Source organism: Arthrobacter silvisoli, from assembly GCF_003369445.1.
Taxonomy (GTDB): domain Bacteria; phylum Actinomycetota; class Actinomycetes; order Actinomycetales; family Micrococcaceae; genus Arthrobacter; species Arthrobacter silvisoli.
Genome location: NZ_QRCU01000023.1, coordinates 32233 through 49057 on the forward strand (window position 1 = coordinate 32233; position 16825 = coordinate 49057).

Genomic DNA, 16825 nt, shown 5'->3' on the forward strand with positions numbered 1-16825 from the left:
GGTACATGAGCGAGCAGCCGGAAACCACTGACAACAGCCCCCTGAACGAGCTTGAGGAGAACCTCGCGAAGGCCGGGCAGCCCGATGCCAACCCCGTCGAGGTCATCCTGTCCTTCCTCAACAACGAGGTCTACATCCTCAGCACTGACGCCCTGGACACGCCCGACGCCGCCGTGGAGCCCCTTGTCCTGGCCAACGTGGACGGACAGCCCGTGCTCGCGGTCTTCAGCCACCCCAGCCGCGTGGACTCCCACTTCCTCGAAGCCGCGCCGAACGTCCTGGCCACCCACGGTTCGGCCATCCTCGACAGCATCGGCGACGAGATCGGCCTGGTCATCAACCCGGGCAGCGAGCACGGCTTTGAAATGGGCCCCGAAGGCATCGCCAACGTCCGCCGCGATTTCAAGCGCGCCGGAGAGTAGTGCCCCGCCGCAGGCCGTCGCAGTTGCTTCACACAGTTCCAAACGCGGAATAATGTCAGCATGCGTCTTGGCGTCCTAGACATCGGTTCGAACACTGTCCATTTGCTTCTGGTGGATGCCCATCCGGGCGCACGGCCCGTGGCGTTCGCGTCACACAAGCGGCCGCTGTCCCTCGTCCAGTTCCTGGATCCGGAGGGGAACATCAATGAGGCCGGGCAGCACGAACTGATCGAGTTCGTCCTCGAAGCATGGGAGTTCGCGGCCAAGCACAAGGCCGAGGACCTGCTGGCTTTCTGTACCTCCGCCATCCGCGAGGCCACCAACGGTCCTGAGGTGCTGGCCAGGGTCAAGCACGAAACCACGGTCACACTCCAGGAACTCACCGGCGACGAAGAAGCCTCCATGACCTTCTTCGCCGTCCGCCGCTGGTATGGCTGGGGAGCCGGACCCATCCTGGACCTTGACATCGGAGGCGGTTCCTTCGAAATGGCCTTCGGCCAGGACGAGCTCCCGGAGCTGGCCATGTCCGTGCCGCTGGGTGCCAGCCGCCTCACTCGCGACTGGCTCCACGACGACCCGCCCACGGCCAAGAGCGTCAAGGAGTTGCGGCGCTACATCCGCTCCACCCTGAAACCGGTGGTGCGGGAATTCAAGGAACTCGGCCGGGCCAACCTCGTGGCCGGCACTTCGAAGACCTTCCGCTCCCTGGCCCGCATCGCAGGTGCCGCCCCCAGCGGTGCAGGCCCGTACGTCAAACGCGAGCTGCACGCCACGGACCTCGGCCTGTGGGCGCAGCGGATCTCGGCCATGACCGTCGCGGACCGGCTGTACCTGCCCGGCGTCTCGGAGGCCCGTGCCCGGCAGATCCTGGCCGGCGCGCTGGTGGCCGAGACCGCCTTGGAACTCTTCGAGTTCCCCAGTATGGAGATCTGCCCGTGGGCCCTGCGCGAAGGGCTGATCCTGCGCCGGCTCGACCAGCTGGTCTTCGACGGTCCGCTGCAGCCGGCGCCGCACGTCGGCGCCGCATCCGTTTCCAAGAAGAAAAAGGCAGCGGACGACGGCGGCCCGGCCGTCCCCGTCCCGGCCACCGCCGCAGCCAGGCAGGCCGGCTGACATGACTAACGGCGTCGGGCAGCTGAGGGAAGCGGACCAGAGCGGGGAATCGAAGATCCCGGTGGCGCTCTCCAGCGCCTCCGTGTACCCCCTGAGCGTGCACGACGCCTTCGCCGTGGCACAGGACCTGGGCTACGACGGCGTCGAGGTCATGGTCACCAACAATGCCACCAGCCAGAACCCCGCAGCGCTCGAGCAGCTCAGCCAGCGCTACGATCAGCCGGTCGTTTCCATCCACGCGCCCACGCTGCTGCTGACCCAGCAGGTCTGGGGGGCGGCGTGGAACAAGATCGAAATGTCCTGCAGGATGGCCCGGGACCTGGGCTGCAGCACCGTGGTGGTCCATCCGCCGTTCCGCTGGCAGTCGAACTACGCGGAGAATTTCGCCGCGGGTGTCCGGGAGATGGCGGCGCTCTACCAGGTGCACATCGCAGTCGAGAACATGTACCCGTGGCGGGTCCGCGGGAGGGAAGCGCTGGCGTACCTGCCGCATTGGGACCCGGTGGGGCAGGATTACGACGACGTCACCTGGGACTTCTCGCACGCCGCCACTGCGGGGGCCAGCAGCCTGGACGCCGTCCGGGAACTCGGAAGCAAACTGCGACACGTCCACTTGACCGATGGCTCCGGGTCCGGGAAGGACGAGCACCTCATCCCGGGCCGCGGCACCCAGCAATGCGCCGAAGTGCTGCAGCATTTGGCCGGCACCGGGTTCACCGGCAGCATCGTGGCCGAGATCTCCACCCGCAGGGCCAAGGTGGCGGGAGAACGCGAAGAATGGCTTGCCGAGACCCTGCGGTTTGCCCGCCAGCACCTGGGCGCGCCTCTCGTGGGAGCCTTCGAGCTCTGAGCCGCCCCAGGCGGTTGGGAGACGGCCGGGCAGCGGTCCGTGCCGAAATGCCGCCTCAACGAGAAAGCACCGGTGGCTGATCGGGAAAATGGGGGGAAACCCGTTCAAACCACCGGTGCTCCTTGGCGGACATCCCCATGCCCGCCTCATCACTCGCACCCTCAATGAGGTAGTTACTACGATACGAAGCAACGTTGGGCGCAAGCTGCAATAACCTTGGGAGTTGGCTGGGAATCGCGGCGTCGCCCCCGGCGGGCACCTGACGGGCACCAGGCGGCTTCGGTGGCGAAACCGCGAACTGGCATGATGGAGCCATGACTCGAATCGCATTCCTTGGCTGTGGATCCATGAACGAGGCCATCCTGGGCGGCCTGCTCGCTGCGGGGACCGACCCTTCCGACGTTGTCGCCACCGTGCGCCGGGCCGAACGGGCCGACGAACTGGCCCACCGCCACGGCATCATGGCGATCGCCGGCGCCGAAGATCCCGACAACAACAAACTCGCCGCCAAGGGCGCCGGCGTGGTCATCCTGGGCGTCAAGCCGGTGGGCATCACCGACCTTGCCCGCGAGATCTCCCCGGTCCTGGCCCCCAATACCATCGTTGTGAGCGTTGCCGCCGCCGTCTCCATCGCCCAGCTGGAAGCCGCCCTTCCCCCGGGCCAGCCCGTGATCCGCACCATGCCGAACACCCCGGCGAAGCTCGGCCGCGGAGTGATCTCCGTGTCGGCCGGCAGCAGCGTCACGCCGGAACAGCTGCAGCTAGTTACTGAACTGCTGTCCGCCGCAGGCACCGTGGTGGAAATCCCGGAAGAACAGGTGGATGCGCTCTCGGCCATCAGCGGCTCGGGCCCGGCGTACGCCTTCTACCTTGCCGAAGCCATGGCCGCCGCCGGTGTCGAGCTCGGACTGGATCCGGAGCTCTCCCTACGGATTGCCCGTGAAACCGTGGCAGGGGCCGGCTACATGCTCGCCGAGCCCGGTGCGGACCCCACAGCCCTGCGCGTGGCCGTGACCAGCCCCAACGGCACCACCGAACGCGCCATCGCGGCGTTCAACGAGGGTGGGATTCCCGCGATCATCGCCGACGGCGCCCGGGCGGCGGCTGCCCGTGCCGCCGAAATCACGCAGCAGCTCGGCTGACGCCGCCGGTGAGTGCTCAGTCGTGACGGGGTTTTCCGCGCGGAAGCCACCACAACCGAGCCTTCATCGGACGCAACGGGGAAACCCTACGGCCGGGCCGCGAAGCGTTCCAGCAGGTCCACGTGTCCGGAGACGATGAGCATGTCCCGCCCGGACACCTTCGTCTCCGGCCTGGCGTAGGTGAAGTCCTCTCCCGGTGACTTCACGCCCACAATGGTCACGCCGTACTTGGAGCGGACCTTGGATTCGTCCAGGGTGAAGCCCACGGTTTCCTTCGGCGGGTACATCTTCACGATCGCGAAGTCGTCGTCGAACTCGATGAAGTCCAGCATGCGGCCGGAGACCAGGTGTGCTGCGCGAACGCCGGCGTCCGCCTCGGGATAGATCACGTGGTTGGCGCCGATGCGGCTCAGGATCTTGCCGTGCGAGGGCGTAATGGCCTTGACCCAGAGGTGCTCAATGCCCAGGTCCACGAGGTTCACGGTGATAAGCACCGAGGATTCGATCGAGGTGCCCACACCGACCACGGCGGAGCTGAATTCCTGGGCGCCGAGCTGGCGGAGGGCGTCGATGTTGGTGGCGTCGGCCTCCACCACGTGGGTGAGGACGGGCGCCCACTTCTGCACGAGGGTGCGGTCCCGTTCGATCGCCAGGACTTCACGGCCTTGCTTGACCAGCTGCTCGGCGGTGGCCGAGCCGAAGCGGCCCAGGCCGATGACCAGCACGGGGGCATTGTGCGCCGGACGGTTGGGGGCGCCTGAGGTGTTAGCCAATGATCGGCCTTTCTTCGGGATAGTGGTAGAGCTGGCTGCGCTGGCGCAGGGCCAGTGCGGCGGCGAGGGTGACGGTGCCGACGCGCCCCATGAACATGAGCGCGGTCAGGACATAGACGCCGGCTGGCGGCAGTTCGGCACTGAGGTTCGTGCTGAGACCCACCGTGGCGAAGGCGGAGATCGTCTCGAAGAGCACCCGGTCAAGGGTTGCCCCGCTGATCTGCAGGAGCAGGAAGGACGAGACCGACACCAGGGTGGCGCCTGCCACGATCACCGAGATCGCGACCCGCATGGTGCCCTGCGGGATGGTGCGGCCGTAGACCCTCACGTCGGCGTCGCCGCGGGCCTCGGCAGCGATGGCGAGGAACATGACGGCGATGGTGGTCACCTTGATGCCGCCCGCCGTCGACGCCGAACCGCCGCCGGCGAACATCAAGGCGTCGGTGAGCAGCATGGTGGTGGATTCCATGTGGTTCTGGTCAACGAGGTTGAAACCGCCGGACCGGGTCATGACCGAGGCGAAGAGCGAGTGGGTGATCTTGTCGCCCAGGGTCATGTTGGCGATGGTCCGGGCGTTGTCCCACTCCATCAGGGCCCAGAGGAACGTGCCGGCCATCAGCAGGATGAAGGAGACCTGGATGGTCAGCTTCGTGTGCAGGTTCCATTTGCGCCAGTTGAGCCCGTTCTGCTGGAGCACCATCACCACGGGGAAGCCGAGGCTGCCGAGGAAGACGCCAAGCATCAGCGGGATGAGGATCCAGAGATCCGTCTCATAGGGGACGATGCCGTCCGAGTGCGGGGTGAATCCGGCGTTGTTGAAGGCCGAAATCGAGTAGAACACCCCGTGCCACACCGACTGCCCGAAGTCCTCCCCCAGGATCATGAAGCGGGGGATCATCGCCAACGCCAGGGCGCCTTCGATGACCACGGAGGTGGTGATGACGATCCGCAGCAAGGTACCAACCTCGCCGAGCCGGCCGGCGTTGTTCATGGCTTCCTGTGCGATGAGCTTTCCGCGCACGCCCAGCCGCTTGCTGACCATGAGCGCGAGCAGCGAGGCCAGCGTCAGCGTTCCCAAGCCACCGACGAAGATGCCCACCAGGATCACCAGCTGGCCGAAGAACGTCCAGTGGGCCGCCGTCGAGACCACCGTGAGTCCGGTAACGCAGACCGCCGAGGCGGCCGTGAACATCGCGTCATGGAGGGGCGTTACGACGCCTTCCGCAGAAGCAGCGGGCAGCGACAGCAAGCCGGTAAAGAGCAGGATCACCACGGAGAACGCCGTCAAGGCGAGCCGGGCCGGCGAGGTGTTGGCGATGTTGTCGATGAAGTCCCGGAGGCCGGTGAAGATCCACAGGCCTTCGCGCTCAGGCTGGTCGGGGTGCCAGCCGGCCAGGTGTGGAGACCTCGACTGGCTCTGGGTCATGGCAGTGCTTTTCGCTTCTTGTTGACGGATCGGCTGTCTTCAGTAGTAAACCACTAATCGCCCGCGGCGGCCGGGCGAACAGGCTAGCCTGTCTTTGATGACTTCCCGGCCCGGCCTCCGTCCGTCCGCGCTGCCAACGACGGTGGCGTGGAGTCCCGCCATGACCGCCTATGATTTCGGTCCCGGCCACCCTATGGCGCCGCAGCGCCTCGAACTCACGGCACGGCTGGCGGGCTCCCTGGGGCTGTTCGAGCTGCCGCACGTCTCGCTGCGGGTGCCGGAAGTCGCGTCCGACGTCGAACTCCAGCGGGTGCACAGCGCGGACTACATTGCCGCGGTGCGGCGCGCCAGCGAGGACCCGACGGCGTCCGACCCGGAACGCGGGCTGGGAACCGACGACGATCCCGCCTTCGCCGGGATGCATGAGGCCAGCGCCCGGCTGGCCGCCGCCTCGCTGCTCTGCGCCGAAAAGGTCCTCTCTGGCGAGGCCGTGCGTGCCGTGAACTTCGGCGGCGGCCTGCACCACGCCTCCCGGGAACGCGCCAGCGGCTTCTGCATCTACAACGACGCGGCGCTGGCCATCCAGCGATTGCTCGACGGCGGTGTGGCAAAGATCGCGTACATCGACGTCGACGCCCATCACGGAGACGGGACCCAGAGCATCTTCTGGGATGACCCGCGTGTCCTCACCATGTCACTGCACGAGTCGGGGCTGACCCTGTTTCCCGGCACGGGCTTCGCCAACGAGATCGGCGGGCCGCACGCCCTGGGGACCGCCGTCAACGTCGCCTTGCCGGCCCACACGGGCGATGCCGGCTGGCTGCGGGCGTTCCACGCGGTGGTGCCGCAGCTGGTGGGTGCGTTCGAGCCCGAGGTGATCGTCAGCCAGCACGGCTGCGACTCGCACGCCAACGATCCGCTCACGAACCTCAACCTCAGCGTCGACGGCCAGCGCGAGGCCGCCACCGCCGTCGCCGGCCTCGCCGCACGGTACTGCGGCAACCGCTGGATCGCCACCGGGGGAGGAGGGTACGACATCACCGGGGTGGTCCCGCGGACCTGGTCCCACCTGATCGGCATTGTTGCTCAGAATCCGATTCCGTTGACCACCCGCGTCCCCGAGGACTGGCTCGAATACGTCCGGGAAGAGTTCGGCCGCAACGCCCCGGAGCGGATGGGGGACGAGGCGGACATCTGGTGGCGTTCGTGGGAGGTCGGCTACGACCCGGGCGACGCCGTGGACCGCAGCATCATTGCCACCCGCAAGGAAATCTTCCCGCTGCACGGGCTGGATCCCTGGTTCGACTGAGTCCCCTGGGTAGGCCCTTTGCTTCGGCTGGATCTCAGGCCGCCGGTTTCTCCGTCTGGAACACGACGCCCGCGGCCCCCACCAGCCAGCCGAGCAGGGACAGCGCGAAAGCGCCGATGAGGTCCGTGGATGCCGGTCCCTTGACCAGCCAGACGACGAGGACGAGCAGGCCCATCACCATGTAGACCATGATCGCGGCAACGATCCTGCCGGACAGCTTCGCGGCGACTTCCGCGGGGAAGGAACCCCCGGGGGAGCCTGCCGGTGCCTCGGACTGCTCGCGTTTGACCTCGGAGATGGTGAAACCCAGTGCCGACGCCGTCAGGGAGCCCAGGGAGGTGGCCATCACGCCCGCGGCCGTCACCAGGGCGCCGTTCAAGGCCGGGGCGGTGAGTCCGGCGACCGGTACCCACGTGCCCACCCGCAGCAGGACCGCGAGCCACACGGCCACGAAGAGGATCAGGAACACCGCGGCAATGATGTTGAACATCTGCCGCCGGAAGAACTCAGCCATGGCCACGCACCCCGCCCCGCTCTGGCCGCAGCCTGATGGCCGCCTGGACCGTGTGATCGTTCTACCATCGGGGGTGGGGCCGGTCAACGATCCGGAGACCCCTGCAGCCCAAGCAGTTGGGAGATAGCTCCAGCACCGCGAAATAGTTGATGCCTTTTGACGTATATGTCGCTAGGGTGGGAGGCATGGTGACTGACGACGTATTTGCCGTCATTGCTGAGGCGACCCGGCGTGACATCCTGGTTTCCCTCCGCTCTGGGGACAAAGCTGTGGGGGAACTGGTCCAGGAGCTCGACGCCAGCCAACCCACCATTTCCAAGCATCTGAAAGTGCTCCGCGAGGCGGACCTCGTCAGCATGCGCGCCCAGGGGCAGAAGCGCTATTACGCCCTGAACCCGAAGCCCCTCGAAGGGATTGCCAGCTGGCTGGAGACGTTCGACGTCGGACCCGCCGCGGCTGCCTCCACCGCCGCACCCAAGCAGCGCCGGGAGGGCACCGCCCCCGGCGCTTCCCAGGCCGCCCAGCCGGCCGCCGTCGGGACGTCCCAGGCCCCGGCAGGAACCGCACCGACCGCTAACGAAGGACAGCCGGCACAGGACGCTGTTCCCGTACCGGCTCCGGTGGATGACACCGTTCCCCAGCAGATCGGCCGCACGGTGGGCCGTGCCGCCACGAGGGCCGCGGACCTGCTCGCGAAGCTGCCTGACCTGCCCAACCTGCCGAAGTTCGGCCGGAAGAAGTAACACGCCCCGCAACCCAACTGACTCGCAGTTAGGCCGTTCTCAGCCGCGAAAACGACAACAACTGCGAGCTGGTTGGGCAGAACGCCGGGAGCGTCAGACCCGGAGCAGCCTCACGTGCTCCGGGTTCAGTTCGGAGATCTTCGTGGCGCCGAGCAGTGCCATGGTCCGGGCCATGTCCTTCTCCAGGATCCCGATGGTCCGGTCCACGCCGGCCCGTCCGCCGGCCATGAGCCCGTAGAGGTAGGCCCGGCCGATCAGGGTGAAGTCCGCGCCCAGGGCCAGTGCCGCAATGATGTCCGCGCCGCCCATGATGCCGGTGTCCAGGATGACCGCGGCCTCCGGGTTGAGGCTCTTGACGGCGGCGGAAACGTCCGGGAGCAGGTGCAGCGGGATGGGTGCGCGGTCCAGCTGGCGGCCGCCGTGGTTGGAGACCACCACGCCGTCGGCGCCGTGGTCCACTACCTTGGCGGCGTCTTCCACGGTCTGGATGCCCTTGACCACCAGCTTGCCCTTCCAGGTCTCCCGCAGCCAGTCCAGGTCTTCGAAGGTCAGGGTGGGGTCGAACATGGAGTTGATCAGTTCGGCCACGGTTCCCGTGTAGCGGGAGAGCGAGGCGAAGGTCAGCGGTTCGTGGGTGAGGAAGTTGAACCACCAGGCCGGATGGTAGGACGCGTCGAGCACGGTCTTCAACGTCAGTGCCGGGGGGATGGTCATGCCGTTGCGGACGTCCCGCAGGCGAGCTCCGGCAACGGCGGTGTCCACCGTGACCATGAGGGTGTCGTTGCCTGCGGCCGCGGCGCGTTCAATCAGTTCGAGCGAACGCTCCCGGTCCGTCCACAGGTAGAGCTGGAACCAGTTGCGTCCGCCCGGTGCGGCCGCAGCGACGTCCTCGATCGAAGCGGTGCCCATCGTGGAAAGGGTGTACGGGATGCCGGCTGCCTCGGCTGCCTGGGATCCGGCGTATTCGCCCTCGGACTGCATCATCCGGGTGAAGCCGGTGGGCGCGATGCCGAAGGGGAGGCGGGAGGGCTTGCCGAGGATGTCGGTGCTGAGGTCGATGCTGGAAACGTCGCGCAGGATTCCGGGCCGGAACTCGACGTCCTGGAAGGCCTGCCGCGCCCGGCGCAGGGTGATTTCGGCTTCTGCGGCGCCGTCCGTGTAGTCGAACGGTGCCTGCGGGGTGCGGCGCTTGGCGATGTCCCGCAGCTCCCAGACGGTGGAGGCCCGCTTGAGGCGGGCGGCGTTGCTGAACTCCGGCTTCTTGAACTTCATCAGCGGGGCAAGGTCCGAATACTTGGGAATCCGGCGCTTGAGTGCCGGCGGAATCACGACGGCGGTACTGGTGTTCGCTGCGGCGGTGCCGCTGGCTGGCTGGACGGTCTGCGTCATGGTGGTCTCCGGACTCTGCTGTGTGGTTGGACCACACTCTAATCCATGTGGTCGGACCACATCAAGTAGAATTCCCGCATGCGAACCCACGAACTCGTGCTCGGCTGGATCGAAAAGCAGTTCTCCGACGGCAAGCTGCTGCTCGGCGGCCGCCTGCCTGCCGAGCGTGCCCTTGCCGAACAGCTCCAGGTTTCCCGGACTTCGGTGCGGGAAGCGATCCGGATCCTGGAAGCGATGGGTGTGGTCCGGGCCGGCGTCGGCTCCGGGAAGGACGCAGGGACTGTGGTCATCGCGGAACCCGCCACGGCCCTCGGCGCCGCATTGCGCTTGCATGCGGCTACCCGGCACCTTCCCGTGGCCGACATCGTGGAAACCCGCGTGCTCCTGGAATCGTGGGCCGTTTCGAGAGCGCGGCCCGAGTCGCCGGCCCTCGCCGAGGCTGCCGTGCTTCTCGACGAAATGGATGCCGGTCCGGGCACCGAAGAGTTCCTGGCCCTGGACGTCCGCTTCCACCTCGCCCTCGCCGCGGCTGCCGGCAACGTAGTGGTGAGCGCCATGATGGCGTCCCTGCGCGAAGCGATCGAAGGCTACGCTGCCGAACTGACCAAGAACCTCCCGGACTGGGACGCGACCGCCGGCCGCCTTCGGGCCGAACATCGCGCGATCCTCGATGCGGTCAACACCGGCGACGGCGGCCGGGCGGCAAGGCTTGTCGCCGCCCATATCGAGGGCTACTACCGCGAAGCAGGACTCCCCGCCTCCGAATGAGGATCCGCCGGGACGGATCAGGCCTTGGGCGGCGCGGTGCTGCCGCGGATTTCCAAATGCGGCTCGAAATGGTCGATGGGGGACTCAGCATTGGCCTGGGTGATGTGTTCGCGCATCCGGCGCCAGGCAAGGCTGCCCAGCTGGGTGATCGGGACGGCCGCGGTGGTGAGGCCCGGCATGGTGTAGCGGGCGAAGGGCATGTCGTCGTAGCCGGTGATCGAGAGGTCTTCGGGCACGCGGATTCCGCGTTCGCTCAATCCGTGCAGCAGGCCCATGGCCGCAACGTCGTTGAACACCAGGATTCCCGTGGCCCCGCAGGAGGCGACGGCGTCGCTCGCTTCGTTGCCGGCGTCGTAGGTGTTTCCCCCGGGGATGAATTGCAGCTCGACCTCGGGGTAGTCCTCGACGAATTTCTCCAGCCCGCGCAAACGCTGCACGTTCGAGGCGCTGCGCTTCGGGCCGGTCAGGTAGGCGATCCTGCGGTGTCCCAATTCCACCAGGTGCGCGCCCAGCTGCTGGATGCCGTGCCCGTAGTCCACCACCAGGCTGGGGGTGGAGGAGAGCTCCGTGGTCCGGTTGATCAGTACCAGCGGATGCAGGGTGGGTGCGAGTTCTTCGAGTTCCTCCTGGCTCATGCGGGGGGCGCAAAGCACGACGCCGTCACAGCGCCGGCGTGCCTCACCGGCCAGGATTGCTTCTTCGCTGGAAACTTCGGAGGAGTCCGCGATCAACACGCGGTAGCCGTCGCGCGCTGCGGCGATACTGACATCCCTGAGGATGGATTGGAAGGTGGGATTCGACAGGTCCGGCACCACGATGCCGATGGTTTCGGTCTTGCCCAAGGCCAGGCTGCGTCCGGCCGGATTGGGCTTGTATTTCAGCTCGGCGGCGGCAGCCTGGACCCGTGCGGCGATGGCTGAGTTCACCGTGGTGTTGCCGTTCATGACACGCGAAACGGTGGCGTGCGAAACTCCGGCCCGTGCAGCCACGTCTCCGATTCCGACGCGGCGCCGTGCGCTCCGATCTGCCATGGCTTCCTTCTTGGTGCTGCCTGTCCCCATGCTGCCGGTCGCAGCCGGTCAGTTCTCCTGGCGCTGAGTCTAGCGACTTTTGGGAAACGTTTTCTCTCAATGTCCTTCCATGTCGCGGGCGTTCTTCCGGCCGTGGGAAGGGTGACTGTTACGGAATGAGGCCGCCCCCGGTTTTGCAGCGCGGCTGCCTTGGTGGCTATGGTGTGTCCATGACTAAGCGTTGGTATGCGTATTTTTCGTTGGCTCTGGAGGGGCCCGCGTCTAACTGACACGCATCCAACTAACCTTCAGAGCCAACAGGGCAGAGATGATTCTCTGCCCTTCGCCATATCCGGCGGGTTCTGATAAGGGCCCGCTCCGCCCCGGAACAGGACCCGAAAATGACCAGCATTGCCGAAAACCCCACCGCACTCGATTCCAGCCAGGAGTCCCGCTCCAGCGCCGACACGCCTGCAGGCCGCTCCACGTCGAACCTGCGGGTCAGCCGTTTCGAACCGCTGCCCGCCCCGCAGGAAGTCATCGCGGAACTGCCGCTCAGTGCGAAGGCCGCGGCCGTCGTCGAACGCGGACGTGACGAAATCCGTGCGGTCATGGACGGCGTCGACGACCGCCTGCTGGTGATCGTCGGCCCCTGCTCCATCCACGACCCCAAGGCCGGCCTCGAATACGCCCGCCGCTTGGTCAGCCAGGCCGAAAAGCATAAGGAAGACCTCCTGGTGGTCATGCGGGCCTACTTCGAGAAGCCGCGCACGACGGTGGGCTGGAAGGGCCTCATCAACGATCCGCACCTGGACGGCAGCCACGACATCGCCTCGGGCCTGCGCACCGCCCGCGGCTTCCTCCATCAAGTCACCGAGCTCGGCCTGCCCACGGCCACGGAATTCCTCGAGCCGATCAGCCCGCAGTACATGGCGGACCTGGTCGCCTGGGGCGCCATCGGCGCCCGCACCACGGAAAGCCAGATCCACCGCCAGCTCGCCTCGGGCCTTTCCATGCCGATCGGCTTCAAGAACGGCACCGACGGCGACCTCCAGGTGGCCATCGACGCCTGCGGTGCAGCCGCCGCCCAGCAGGCGTTCCTCGGCATTGACGGTGATGGCCGCGCCGCCCTCGTGGCGACCGCCGGGAACCCGGACACGCACGTGATCCTGCGCGGCGGACGCAAGGGCCCCAACTACTCGGCGGACGACGTTGCTGCGGCCTCGGAGAAGCTGTCCACCAAAGGCCTGAACCCGCGCCTGATCGTCGATGCCAGCCACGCCAACAGCGGCAAGAGCCATCACCGCCAGGCCGAGGTCGCCCTGGAAATCGGCGCCCAGTTGGAGGCCGAACCCGCCTCGCCGATCGCCGGCGTCATGCTGGAAAGTTTCCTCGTGGGCGGTGCCCAGAACCTCGACGTTGCGCTTCAGCTGGCAGGGGAGCAGGAGCTGGTCTACGGCCAGAGTGTCACCGACGCCTGCATGGAATGGGACGTCACCGTGTCCGTGCTCGAACAGCTCGCGGCATCCTCCCGCAAGCGCCGCGAGGCTGCCGCCATGTGAGCACGAATGTAGCGTCCGGGACTTTCACATTGGCCTCAGCAGCCTCTAAAGTATCTAGCACATGGTTGTGATGGCTCAGCATCGGAACGCCGCAGTCATGCGCGCTGGGGTTGTCCTTGTCAGCTGAGAGCAAAGGAATATGGAGAATGTCCGCAGAGACCAACTTCTCGAATGCGCGATTCATGACCGTGGCCGAAGTGGCCGAGGTTCTCCGGGTTTCCAAAATGACCGTGTACCGCCTGGTCCACTCCGGCGAAATGCCGGCCGTCCGTTTCGGCCGGTCATTCCGGGTGCCCGAGGAAGCTGTTGCCCAGTACCTTAAGGGTGCCGTGGTGGATGGCCGCTCGGAGAGTGCCTAGCCTTTTCCGGCCAAGGGTCCTGCCGGGTCCACGGTCATTGGGTGCCCCTGTGAGGCGGTACCCTGTTAAGGAACGTTTTACGTCACTGTAAGAATCCGTCTGTTGCGGGGCCTTCACCGGCTCCGTCCGGCAGGCGGGAACTTCACTTATTTGTAAGGAACTTTCGTGGGTTCAGTTATCAAGAAGCGCCGCAAGCGTATGGCCAAGAAGAAGCACCGCAAGTTGCTTCGTAAGACCCGCCACCAGCGTCGCAACAAGAAGTAGAAATACTTCGCAGTGCGTGAATGCCCGTTGCCTTTCGAGGTGGCGGGCATTTTTGCGCCCGGAAGGGATCCCGAAAGGGGTGTGCCAATCCGGGATCGCCGGCGCGCTACGCCGGTCTGATCGCCGGCGCCGGTTCGGGGAATTTCAGACCCGGGGGCCGCGGAACTTGCTGAAACCGCGCCACAGGCCATAGATCGCGCCGCCGACAGTGGCGGCTTTCAGGCCAAGGGTGGCCGCACGGCGGCCCGAGCGGAAGTCGTACACAGGCCAGTTGTTTTCGCGGGCGTGGCGGCGCAGGGCGGCGTCGGGGTTGATGCACACCGGATGGCCTACCAGGGTGAGCAGCGGAATGTCATTGTGGGAATCGCTGTACGCCCAGCAACGCTGCAGGTCCAGGCCTTCCTCGTCTGCCACCTGCTGGACGGCGACGGCCTTCGCCGGTCCGTGCAGGATGTCACCCACGAGGCGGCCCGTGTAGGCACCGTCTTCGATTTCGCCCACCGTGCCCAGTGCGCCGGTCAGGCCCAGCCGGGTAGCAATCACCTTTGCCACCTCGACCGGCGTCGCGGTCACCAGCCAGACCTTGCGGCCGACCCTCAGGTGTTGTTCGGCCAGCGCCTTGGTGCCGGGCCAGATCCGCGACTCGATCATCTCGTCGTAGACCTCTTCGCCCAGGTCCTGGACCTCGGAGACCATGATCCCGGCCGCGAGCGTCAGGGCAGAATCCCGAACGGCGTGCACGTCGTCCATGTTCTCGCCGCGGAGGACGAACTTGAACTGCTTCCACGCGAAGCCCGCAGCCTGGGACAAGGTAAAGGCCTTGCGCTCGTACATTTTCCGGGCCACATGGAAGAGGCTCGCGCCCCGCATCAGGGTGTTGTCGACGTCGAAGAATGCGGCTTCGCCGTGTTGCTGTTTCACAGCCGGCGCGGTGGCCACAGCGGCGGTCTTCTCGTCGGGCATGCCTCGAGTCTAGTCAATTGCTCCGCCCGGCGCCGTGCCGCGCCCCGAGCATGAACCCGCGCCGTGCGCGCTTCGACGCCGCCCGCGGCTCGGGCTACCGTTGGAACATGCCGATTCCCGACGTTGTCCTCCTCACCAAACCTGACTGCCACCTCTGCGCCGCGGCGCGGGACGCCGTCGAACGTGTTGCTTCCGGACTGGGGCTGCCTTGGCGGGAGACGTCCATCGAGGGCGATCCCGAACTGCGCGAGCGTTACGCCGAGGAGATCCCGGTGGTGCTGGTGGACGGCATCCAGCGGGATTTCTGGAAGATCGACGAGGCGCGGCTTGCCAGGGTGCTGCAGAAGGCACTTGCATCCTGAGTGCGACCCCGGCGGCTTTGTTGACTCCGGGAAGCCCGCAATAGAGTGGGACAACAAAGCAACACAATGGAGACGACCGTGACTGCGCTGGAACCATCCGCCGAGCCCGCACCGGGCGAGCAGGATTCTGCCGCCAAGCAGATCCCGCCCGCAGCGGTGGCCCGGATGACGCTTTACCTGCGCGCCCTCAATTCCCTCCTCGGCGAAGGGGTGGAGCGGGTCTCCTCCGAAGCCCTGGCCGAGGCCTCGGGGGTCAGTTCGTCCACCTTGCGCAAGGACCTGTCCTATGTCGGCTCCTACGGTACGCGGGGCGTTGGCTATGAGGTCCAGTACCTGAGCCGGCATATTGCCGCCGCCCTGGGCCTCACTCACGATTGGAAAGTGGCCATTGTGGGCGCCGGTAACCTCGGCAAGGCCCTGGCCAGGTACGGCGGATTCCAGTCGCGTGGCTTCGACGTGGTGGCCATCCTCGACGCCGATCCCATGGTGGTCGGCAATGAAGTCGGCTGGCTGCGGGTCAGCGACGCCGCGAACCTCGAGCAGGTGCTGCAGCGCACCGGCACCAACATGGTGGTACTGGCCTTGCCGGCCGCCGTGGCACAGGATGTATGCGACCGCGTGATCAAAGCCGGGATCCGCAGCATCCTCAGCTTCGCGCCGGTGCTTTTGCAGGTCCCGCCGCACGTCAACCTGCGGAAGGTGGACATGGCCACCGAGCTGCAGATCCTCGCCTACCATGCACAACGGGCGCAGACCCCGGGCCAAGCCGTCTGATAACTGCCCGACGGCGGCCGGGACTGCGCCCGTTTGTTGCGGTCTGTTTCCCCGCAGCAGAGCTAGCGGCCGTACGGACTCTGGCCGTAGGGGTTCGCGAAAGGCTGCGACTTGCGGAAGTACGGGGCGGAACCCGGCAGGTAGAGCAGCACGATCGCGCCGACTCCGAGCAGGATGGAAATCGTGCCAAGGCCAATCTGGGTCAAACCCAGCAGCGAGATCGCGGCGAAGATGGTTCCGAGGATCCGGGCCCAGTTCTTCCCCCTGCGGATGTTGAACGCCACCAGGGCATAGAGGCCCGCGAAGATCACCGAAAAGACAACCAAGGTGGTGGCCACTATTCCGCGGAAGCTCTCCAGGTCGATGCCGGGGTTATTGCGGCCCTGGGCCCGCATCGCCTCTTCCACCACATTGCCGAACTCGGGCGAATTGACCGCGGCAAGTGCAAGCGGGATGCCGATCAAGGTCAACACACCGGCGGCAAGGATGAGCCAGAACGAGATGTTGACCAGCGTAGGAACGCCCGACGTTGTGGCCGGCTGCTGGCTGGGCCAGGCGCCCTGTCCGTAAGGGGACTGGCCATATGGCGACTGTCCGTAGGGGGATTGGCCATACGGCGGCTGGCCGAACTGCTGGCCGCCCTGGTTGTACTGGCCGCCCTGGCCGCCGTACTGCGGGGCGGACGGCTGCTGTCCGTACTGCCCGCCCTGGCCGTATTGTGCACCTTCGCCGTACTGCGCGGCCTGGCCGTATTGCGGCGGTGCCGGCTGGCCGAATTGGGGTGCTTCTTGCCCGTACTGCGGCGCTGAAGGCTGCCCGTACTGCGGCTCTGCCGGCTGTCCGTATTTCGGCGGCTCGGGGGTACCCTGCTGGGAATCGCCGTTTTCGCCGGAGTTGGCGGGCGGGTATGGAGGGTTGCTCATGGCATTCCTTTGCATGTTCGACTGCGGGTTCGGCTGCCGGGCCAGCAAATACCCCTGCCCCCAGCTTTGCTATGTCCACCGTACCCCGGCCCCGGGCCGCGAAGCCCGATTGCCGGCGGATTTCCGGCGACGGAAAGGCCGCGGCGTCCGGCGGACGCC

At 66.6% G+C, this 16825-nt stretch carries 19 protein-coding genes; 12 read left to right on the plus strand and 7 right to left on the minus strand.

The genetic code is table 11. The features are described 5' to 3' along the window. The first annotated feature begins 5 nt into the window (after positions 1-5). From DWV11_RS05130 to proC, 4 genes are all read left to right on the plus strand, one after another. Positions 6-422, plus strand: coding sequence for an SseB family protein (locus tag DWV11_RS05130; protein ID WP_115787814.1), 417 nt, complete (start codon positions 6-8; stop codon positions 420-422). Between the two features lie 60 nt (positions 423-482). After that, positions 483-1535 carry a Ppx/GppA phosphatase family protein gene (locus tag DWV11_RS05135; RefSeq protein ID WP_245953445.1) on the plus strand — a complete coding sequence of 351 codons (1053 nt, stop codon included), beginning with the start codon at positions 483-485 and terminating at the stop codon, positions 1533-1535. Between the two features lies 1 nt (position 1536). Beyond that, entirely contained in the window at positions 1537-2385 is an 849-nt protein-coding gene (locus DWV11_RS05140) for a sugar phosphate isomerase/epimerase family protein (RefSeq protein WP_115787815.1), read from the plus strand. Positions 2386-2699: 314 nt separating this feature from the next. Then, positions 2700-3527 (plus strand): pyrroline-5-carboxylate reductase, encoded by an 828-nt coding sequence (gene proC / locus DWV11_RS05145; RefSeq protein ID WP_115787816.1) that lies wholly within the window; start codon positions 2700-2702, stop codon positions 3525-3527. 86 nt (positions 3528-3613) lie between these two features. Here the strand turns inward: proC and DWV11_RS05150 are convergent, their stop codons facing one another. Both DWV11_RS05150 and DWV11_RS05155 read right to left on the minus strand, forming a co-directional pair. Continuing rightward, entirely contained in the window at positions 3614-4252 is a 639-nt protein-coding gene (locus tag DWV11_RS05150; RefSeq protein ID WP_425452042.1) for a potassium channel family protein, read from the minus strand. 40 nt (positions 4253-4292) lie between these two features. Continuing rightward, complete coding sequence (locus tag DWV11_RS05155; RefSeq protein ID WP_115787818.1) at positions 4293-5726, minus strand: TrkH family potassium uptake protein; 1434 nt, start codon at positions 5724-5726, stop codon at positions 4293-4295. Between the two features lie 97 nt (positions 5727-5823). Between DWV11_RS05155 and DWV11_RS05160 the strand changes: the two genes are divergently transcribed. Further along, entirely contained in the window at positions 5824-7035 is a 1212-nt protein-coding gene (locus tag DWV11_RS05160) for an acetoin utilization protein AcuC (protein WP_115787819.1), read from the plus strand. Between the two features lie 34 nt (positions 7036-7069). Here DWV11_RS05160 and DWV11_RS05165 read toward each other — a convergent pair whose 3' ends face one another. Beyond that, positions 7070-7549 (minus strand): hypothetical protein, encoded by a 480-nt coding sequence (locus DWV11_RS05165; protein ID WP_115787820.1) that lies wholly within the window; start codon positions 7547-7549, stop codon positions 7070-7072. 185 nt (positions 7550-7734) lie between these two features. On the opposite strand from DWV11_RS05165, the gene DWV11_RS05170 reads away from it, so the two are divergent. Beyond that, positions 7735-8292 (plus strand): ArsR/SmtB family transcription factor, encoded by a 558-nt coding sequence (locus tag DWV11_RS05170; protein ID WP_115787821.1) that lies wholly within the window; start codon positions 7735-7737, stop codon positions 8290-8292. A 93-nt stretch (positions 8293-8385) separates the two neighbouring features. Here DWV11_RS05170 and DWV11_RS05175 read toward each other — a convergent pair whose 3' ends face one another. Next, positions 8386-9681, minus strand: coding sequence for an alpha-hydroxy acid oxidase (locus tag DWV11_RS05175; RefSeq protein WP_281269599.1), 1296 nt, complete (start codon positions 9679-9681; stop codon positions 8386-8388). Between the two features lie 78 nt (positions 9682-9759). On the opposite strand from DWV11_RS05175, the gene DWV11_RS05180 reads away from it, so the two are divergent. Next, entirely contained in the window at positions 9760-10449 is a 690-nt protein-coding gene (locus tag DWV11_RS05180) for a FadR/GntR family transcriptional regulator (RefSeq protein WP_115787822.1), read from the plus strand. A 17-nt stretch (positions 10450-10466) separates the two neighbouring features. Here DWV11_RS05180 and DWV11_RS05185 read toward each other — a convergent pair whose 3' ends face one another. Beyond that, complete coding sequence (locus tag DWV11_RS05185; RefSeq protein ID WP_115787830.1) at positions 10467-11480, minus strand: LacI family DNA-binding transcriptional regulator; 1014 nt, start codon at positions 11478-11480, stop codon at positions 10467-10469. A 380-nt stretch (positions 11481-11860) separates the two neighbouring features. On the opposite strand from DWV11_RS05185, the gene DWV11_RS05190 reads away from it, so the two are divergent. The 3 genes from DWV11_RS05190 (at position 11861) to DWV11_RS05200 (ending at position 13644) form a co-directional block, all read left to right on the plus strand. After that, positions 11861-13021 (plus strand): 3-deoxy-7-phosphoheptulonate synthase, encoded by a 1161-nt coding sequence (locus DWV11_RS05190; protein ID WP_115787823.1) that lies wholly within the window; start codon positions 11861-11863, stop codon positions 13019-13021. A 146-nt stretch (positions 13022-13167) separates the two neighbouring features. Further along, on the plus strand, positions 13168-13380 hold the full coding sequence (locus DWV11_RS05195; RefSeq protein WP_074586973.1) for a helix-turn-helix domain-containing protein: 213 nt from the start codon (positions 13168-13170) through the stop codon (positions 13378-13380). Positions 13381-13545: 165 nt separating this feature from the next. Further along, entirely contained in the window at positions 13546-13644 is a 99-nt protein-coding gene (locus DWV11_RS05200; RefSeq protein ID WP_003792170.1) for a 30S ribosomal protein bS22, read from the plus strand. A gap of 144 nt (positions 13645-13788) precedes the next feature. Here the strand turns inward: DWV11_RS05200 and DWV11_RS05205 are convergent, their stop codons facing one another. Then, a complete protein-coding gene (locus tag DWV11_RS05205) occupies positions 13789-14607 on the minus strand; it encodes an HAD family hydrolase (RefSeq protein ID WP_115787824.1) in 819 nt (272 codons plus the stop codon). A gap of 107 nt (positions 14608-14714) precedes the next feature. Here DWV11_RS05205 and DWV11_RS05210 point away from each other — a divergent pair, with 107 nt between their 5' ends. Beyond that, positions 14715-14969 carry a glutaredoxin family protein gene (locus tag DWV11_RS05210; protein ID WP_115787831.1) on the plus strand — a complete coding sequence of 85 codons (255 nt, stop codon included), beginning with the start codon at positions 14715-14717 and terminating at the stop codon, positions 14967-14969. A 66-nt stretch (positions 14970-15035) separates the two neighbouring features. Continuing rightward, positions 15036-15743, plus strand: coding sequence for a redox-sensing transcriptional repressor Rex (locus DWV11_RS05215; protein ID WP_115787825.1), 708 nt, complete (start codon positions 15036-15038; stop codon positions 15741-15743). 62 nt (positions 15744-15805) lie between these two features. On the opposite strand, the gene DWV11_RS05220 is transcribed toward DWV11_RS05215, so the two are convergent. Then, a complete protein-coding gene (locus DWV11_RS05220) occupies positions 15806-16666 on the minus strand; it encodes a hypothetical protein (RefSeq protein WP_115787826.1) in 861 nt (286 codons plus the stop codon). Positions 16667-16825 lie beyond the last annotated feature (159 nt).

What these genes read in the sequence shown, in the direction of transcription:
- DWV11_RS05140 (WP_115787815.1), top strand. Translation starts at nt 1,537, where the DNA reads ATGACTAACGGCGTCGGGCAGCTGAGGGAAGCGGACCAGAGCGGGGAA.
- DWV11_RS05175 (WP_281269599.1), bottom strand. Translation starts at nt 9,681, where the DNA reads ATGACGCAGACCGTCCAGCCAGCCAGCGGCACCGCCGCAGCGAACACC.
- DWV11_RS05170 (WP_115787821.1), top strand. Translation starts at nt 7,735, where the DNA reads ATGGTGACTGACGACGTATTTGCCGTCATTGCTGAGGCGACCCGGCGT.
- DWV11_RS05205 (WP_115787824.1), bottom strand. Translation starts at nt 14,607, where the DNA reads ATGCCCGACGAGAAGACCGCCGCTGTGGCCACCGCGCCGGCTGTGAAA.
- DWV11_RS05165 (WP_115787820.1), bottom strand. Translation starts at nt 7,549, where the DNA reads ATGGCTGAGTTCTTCCGGCGGCAGATGTTCAACATCATTGCCGCGGTG.
- DWV11_RS05135 (WP_245953445.1), top strand. Translation starts at nt 483, where the DNA reads ATGCGTCTTGGCGTCCTAGACATCGGTTCGAACACTGTCCATTTGCTT.
- DWV11_RS05195 (WP_074586973.1), top strand. Translation starts at nt 13,168, where the DNA reads ATGTCCGCAGAGACCAACTTCTCGAATGCGCGATTCATGACCGTGGCC.
- DWV11_RS05155 (WP_115787818.1), bottom strand. Translation starts at nt 5,726, where the DNA reads ATGACCCAGAGCCAGTCGAGGTCTCCACACCTGGCCGGCTGGCACCCC.
- DWV11_RS05210 (WP_115787831.1), top strand. Translation starts at nt 14,715, where the DNA reads ATGCCGATTCCCGACGTTGTCCTCCTCACCAAACCTGACTGCCACCTC.
- proC (WP_115787816.1), top strand. Translation starts at nt 2,700, where the DNA reads ATGACTCGAATCGCATTCCTTGGCTGTGGATCCATGAACGAGGCCATC.
- DWV11_RS05130 (WP_115787814.1), top strand. Translation starts at nt 6, where the DNA reads ATGAGCGAGCAGCCGGAAACCACTGACAACAGCCCCCTGAACGAGCTT.
- DWV11_RS05160 (WP_115787819.1), top strand. Translation starts at nt 5,824, where the DNA reads ATGACTTCCCGGCCCGGCCTCCGTCCGTCCGCGCTGCCAACGACGGTG.
- DWV11_RS05185 (WP_115787830.1), bottom strand. Translation starts at nt 11,480, where the DNA reads ATGGCAGATCGGAGCGCACGGCGCCGCGTCGGAATCGGAGACGTGGCT.
- DWV11_RS05180 (WP_115787822.1), top strand. Translation starts at nt 9,760, where the DNA reads ATGCGAACCCACGAACTCGTGCTCGGCTGGATCGAAAAGCAGTTCTCC.
- DWV11_RS05190 (WP_115787823.1), top strand. Translation starts at nt 11,861, where the DNA reads ATGACCAGCATTGCCGAAAACCCCACCGCACTCGATTCCAGCCAGGAG.
- DWV11_RS05215 (WP_115787825.1), top strand. Translation starts at nt 15,036, where the DNA reads ATGGAGACGACCGTGACTGCGCTGGAACCATCCGCCGAGCCCGCACCG.
- DWV11_RS05220 (WP_115787826.1), bottom strand. Translation starts at nt 16,666, where the DNA reads ATGAGCAACCCTCCATACCCGCCCGCCAACTCCGGCGAAAACGGCGAT.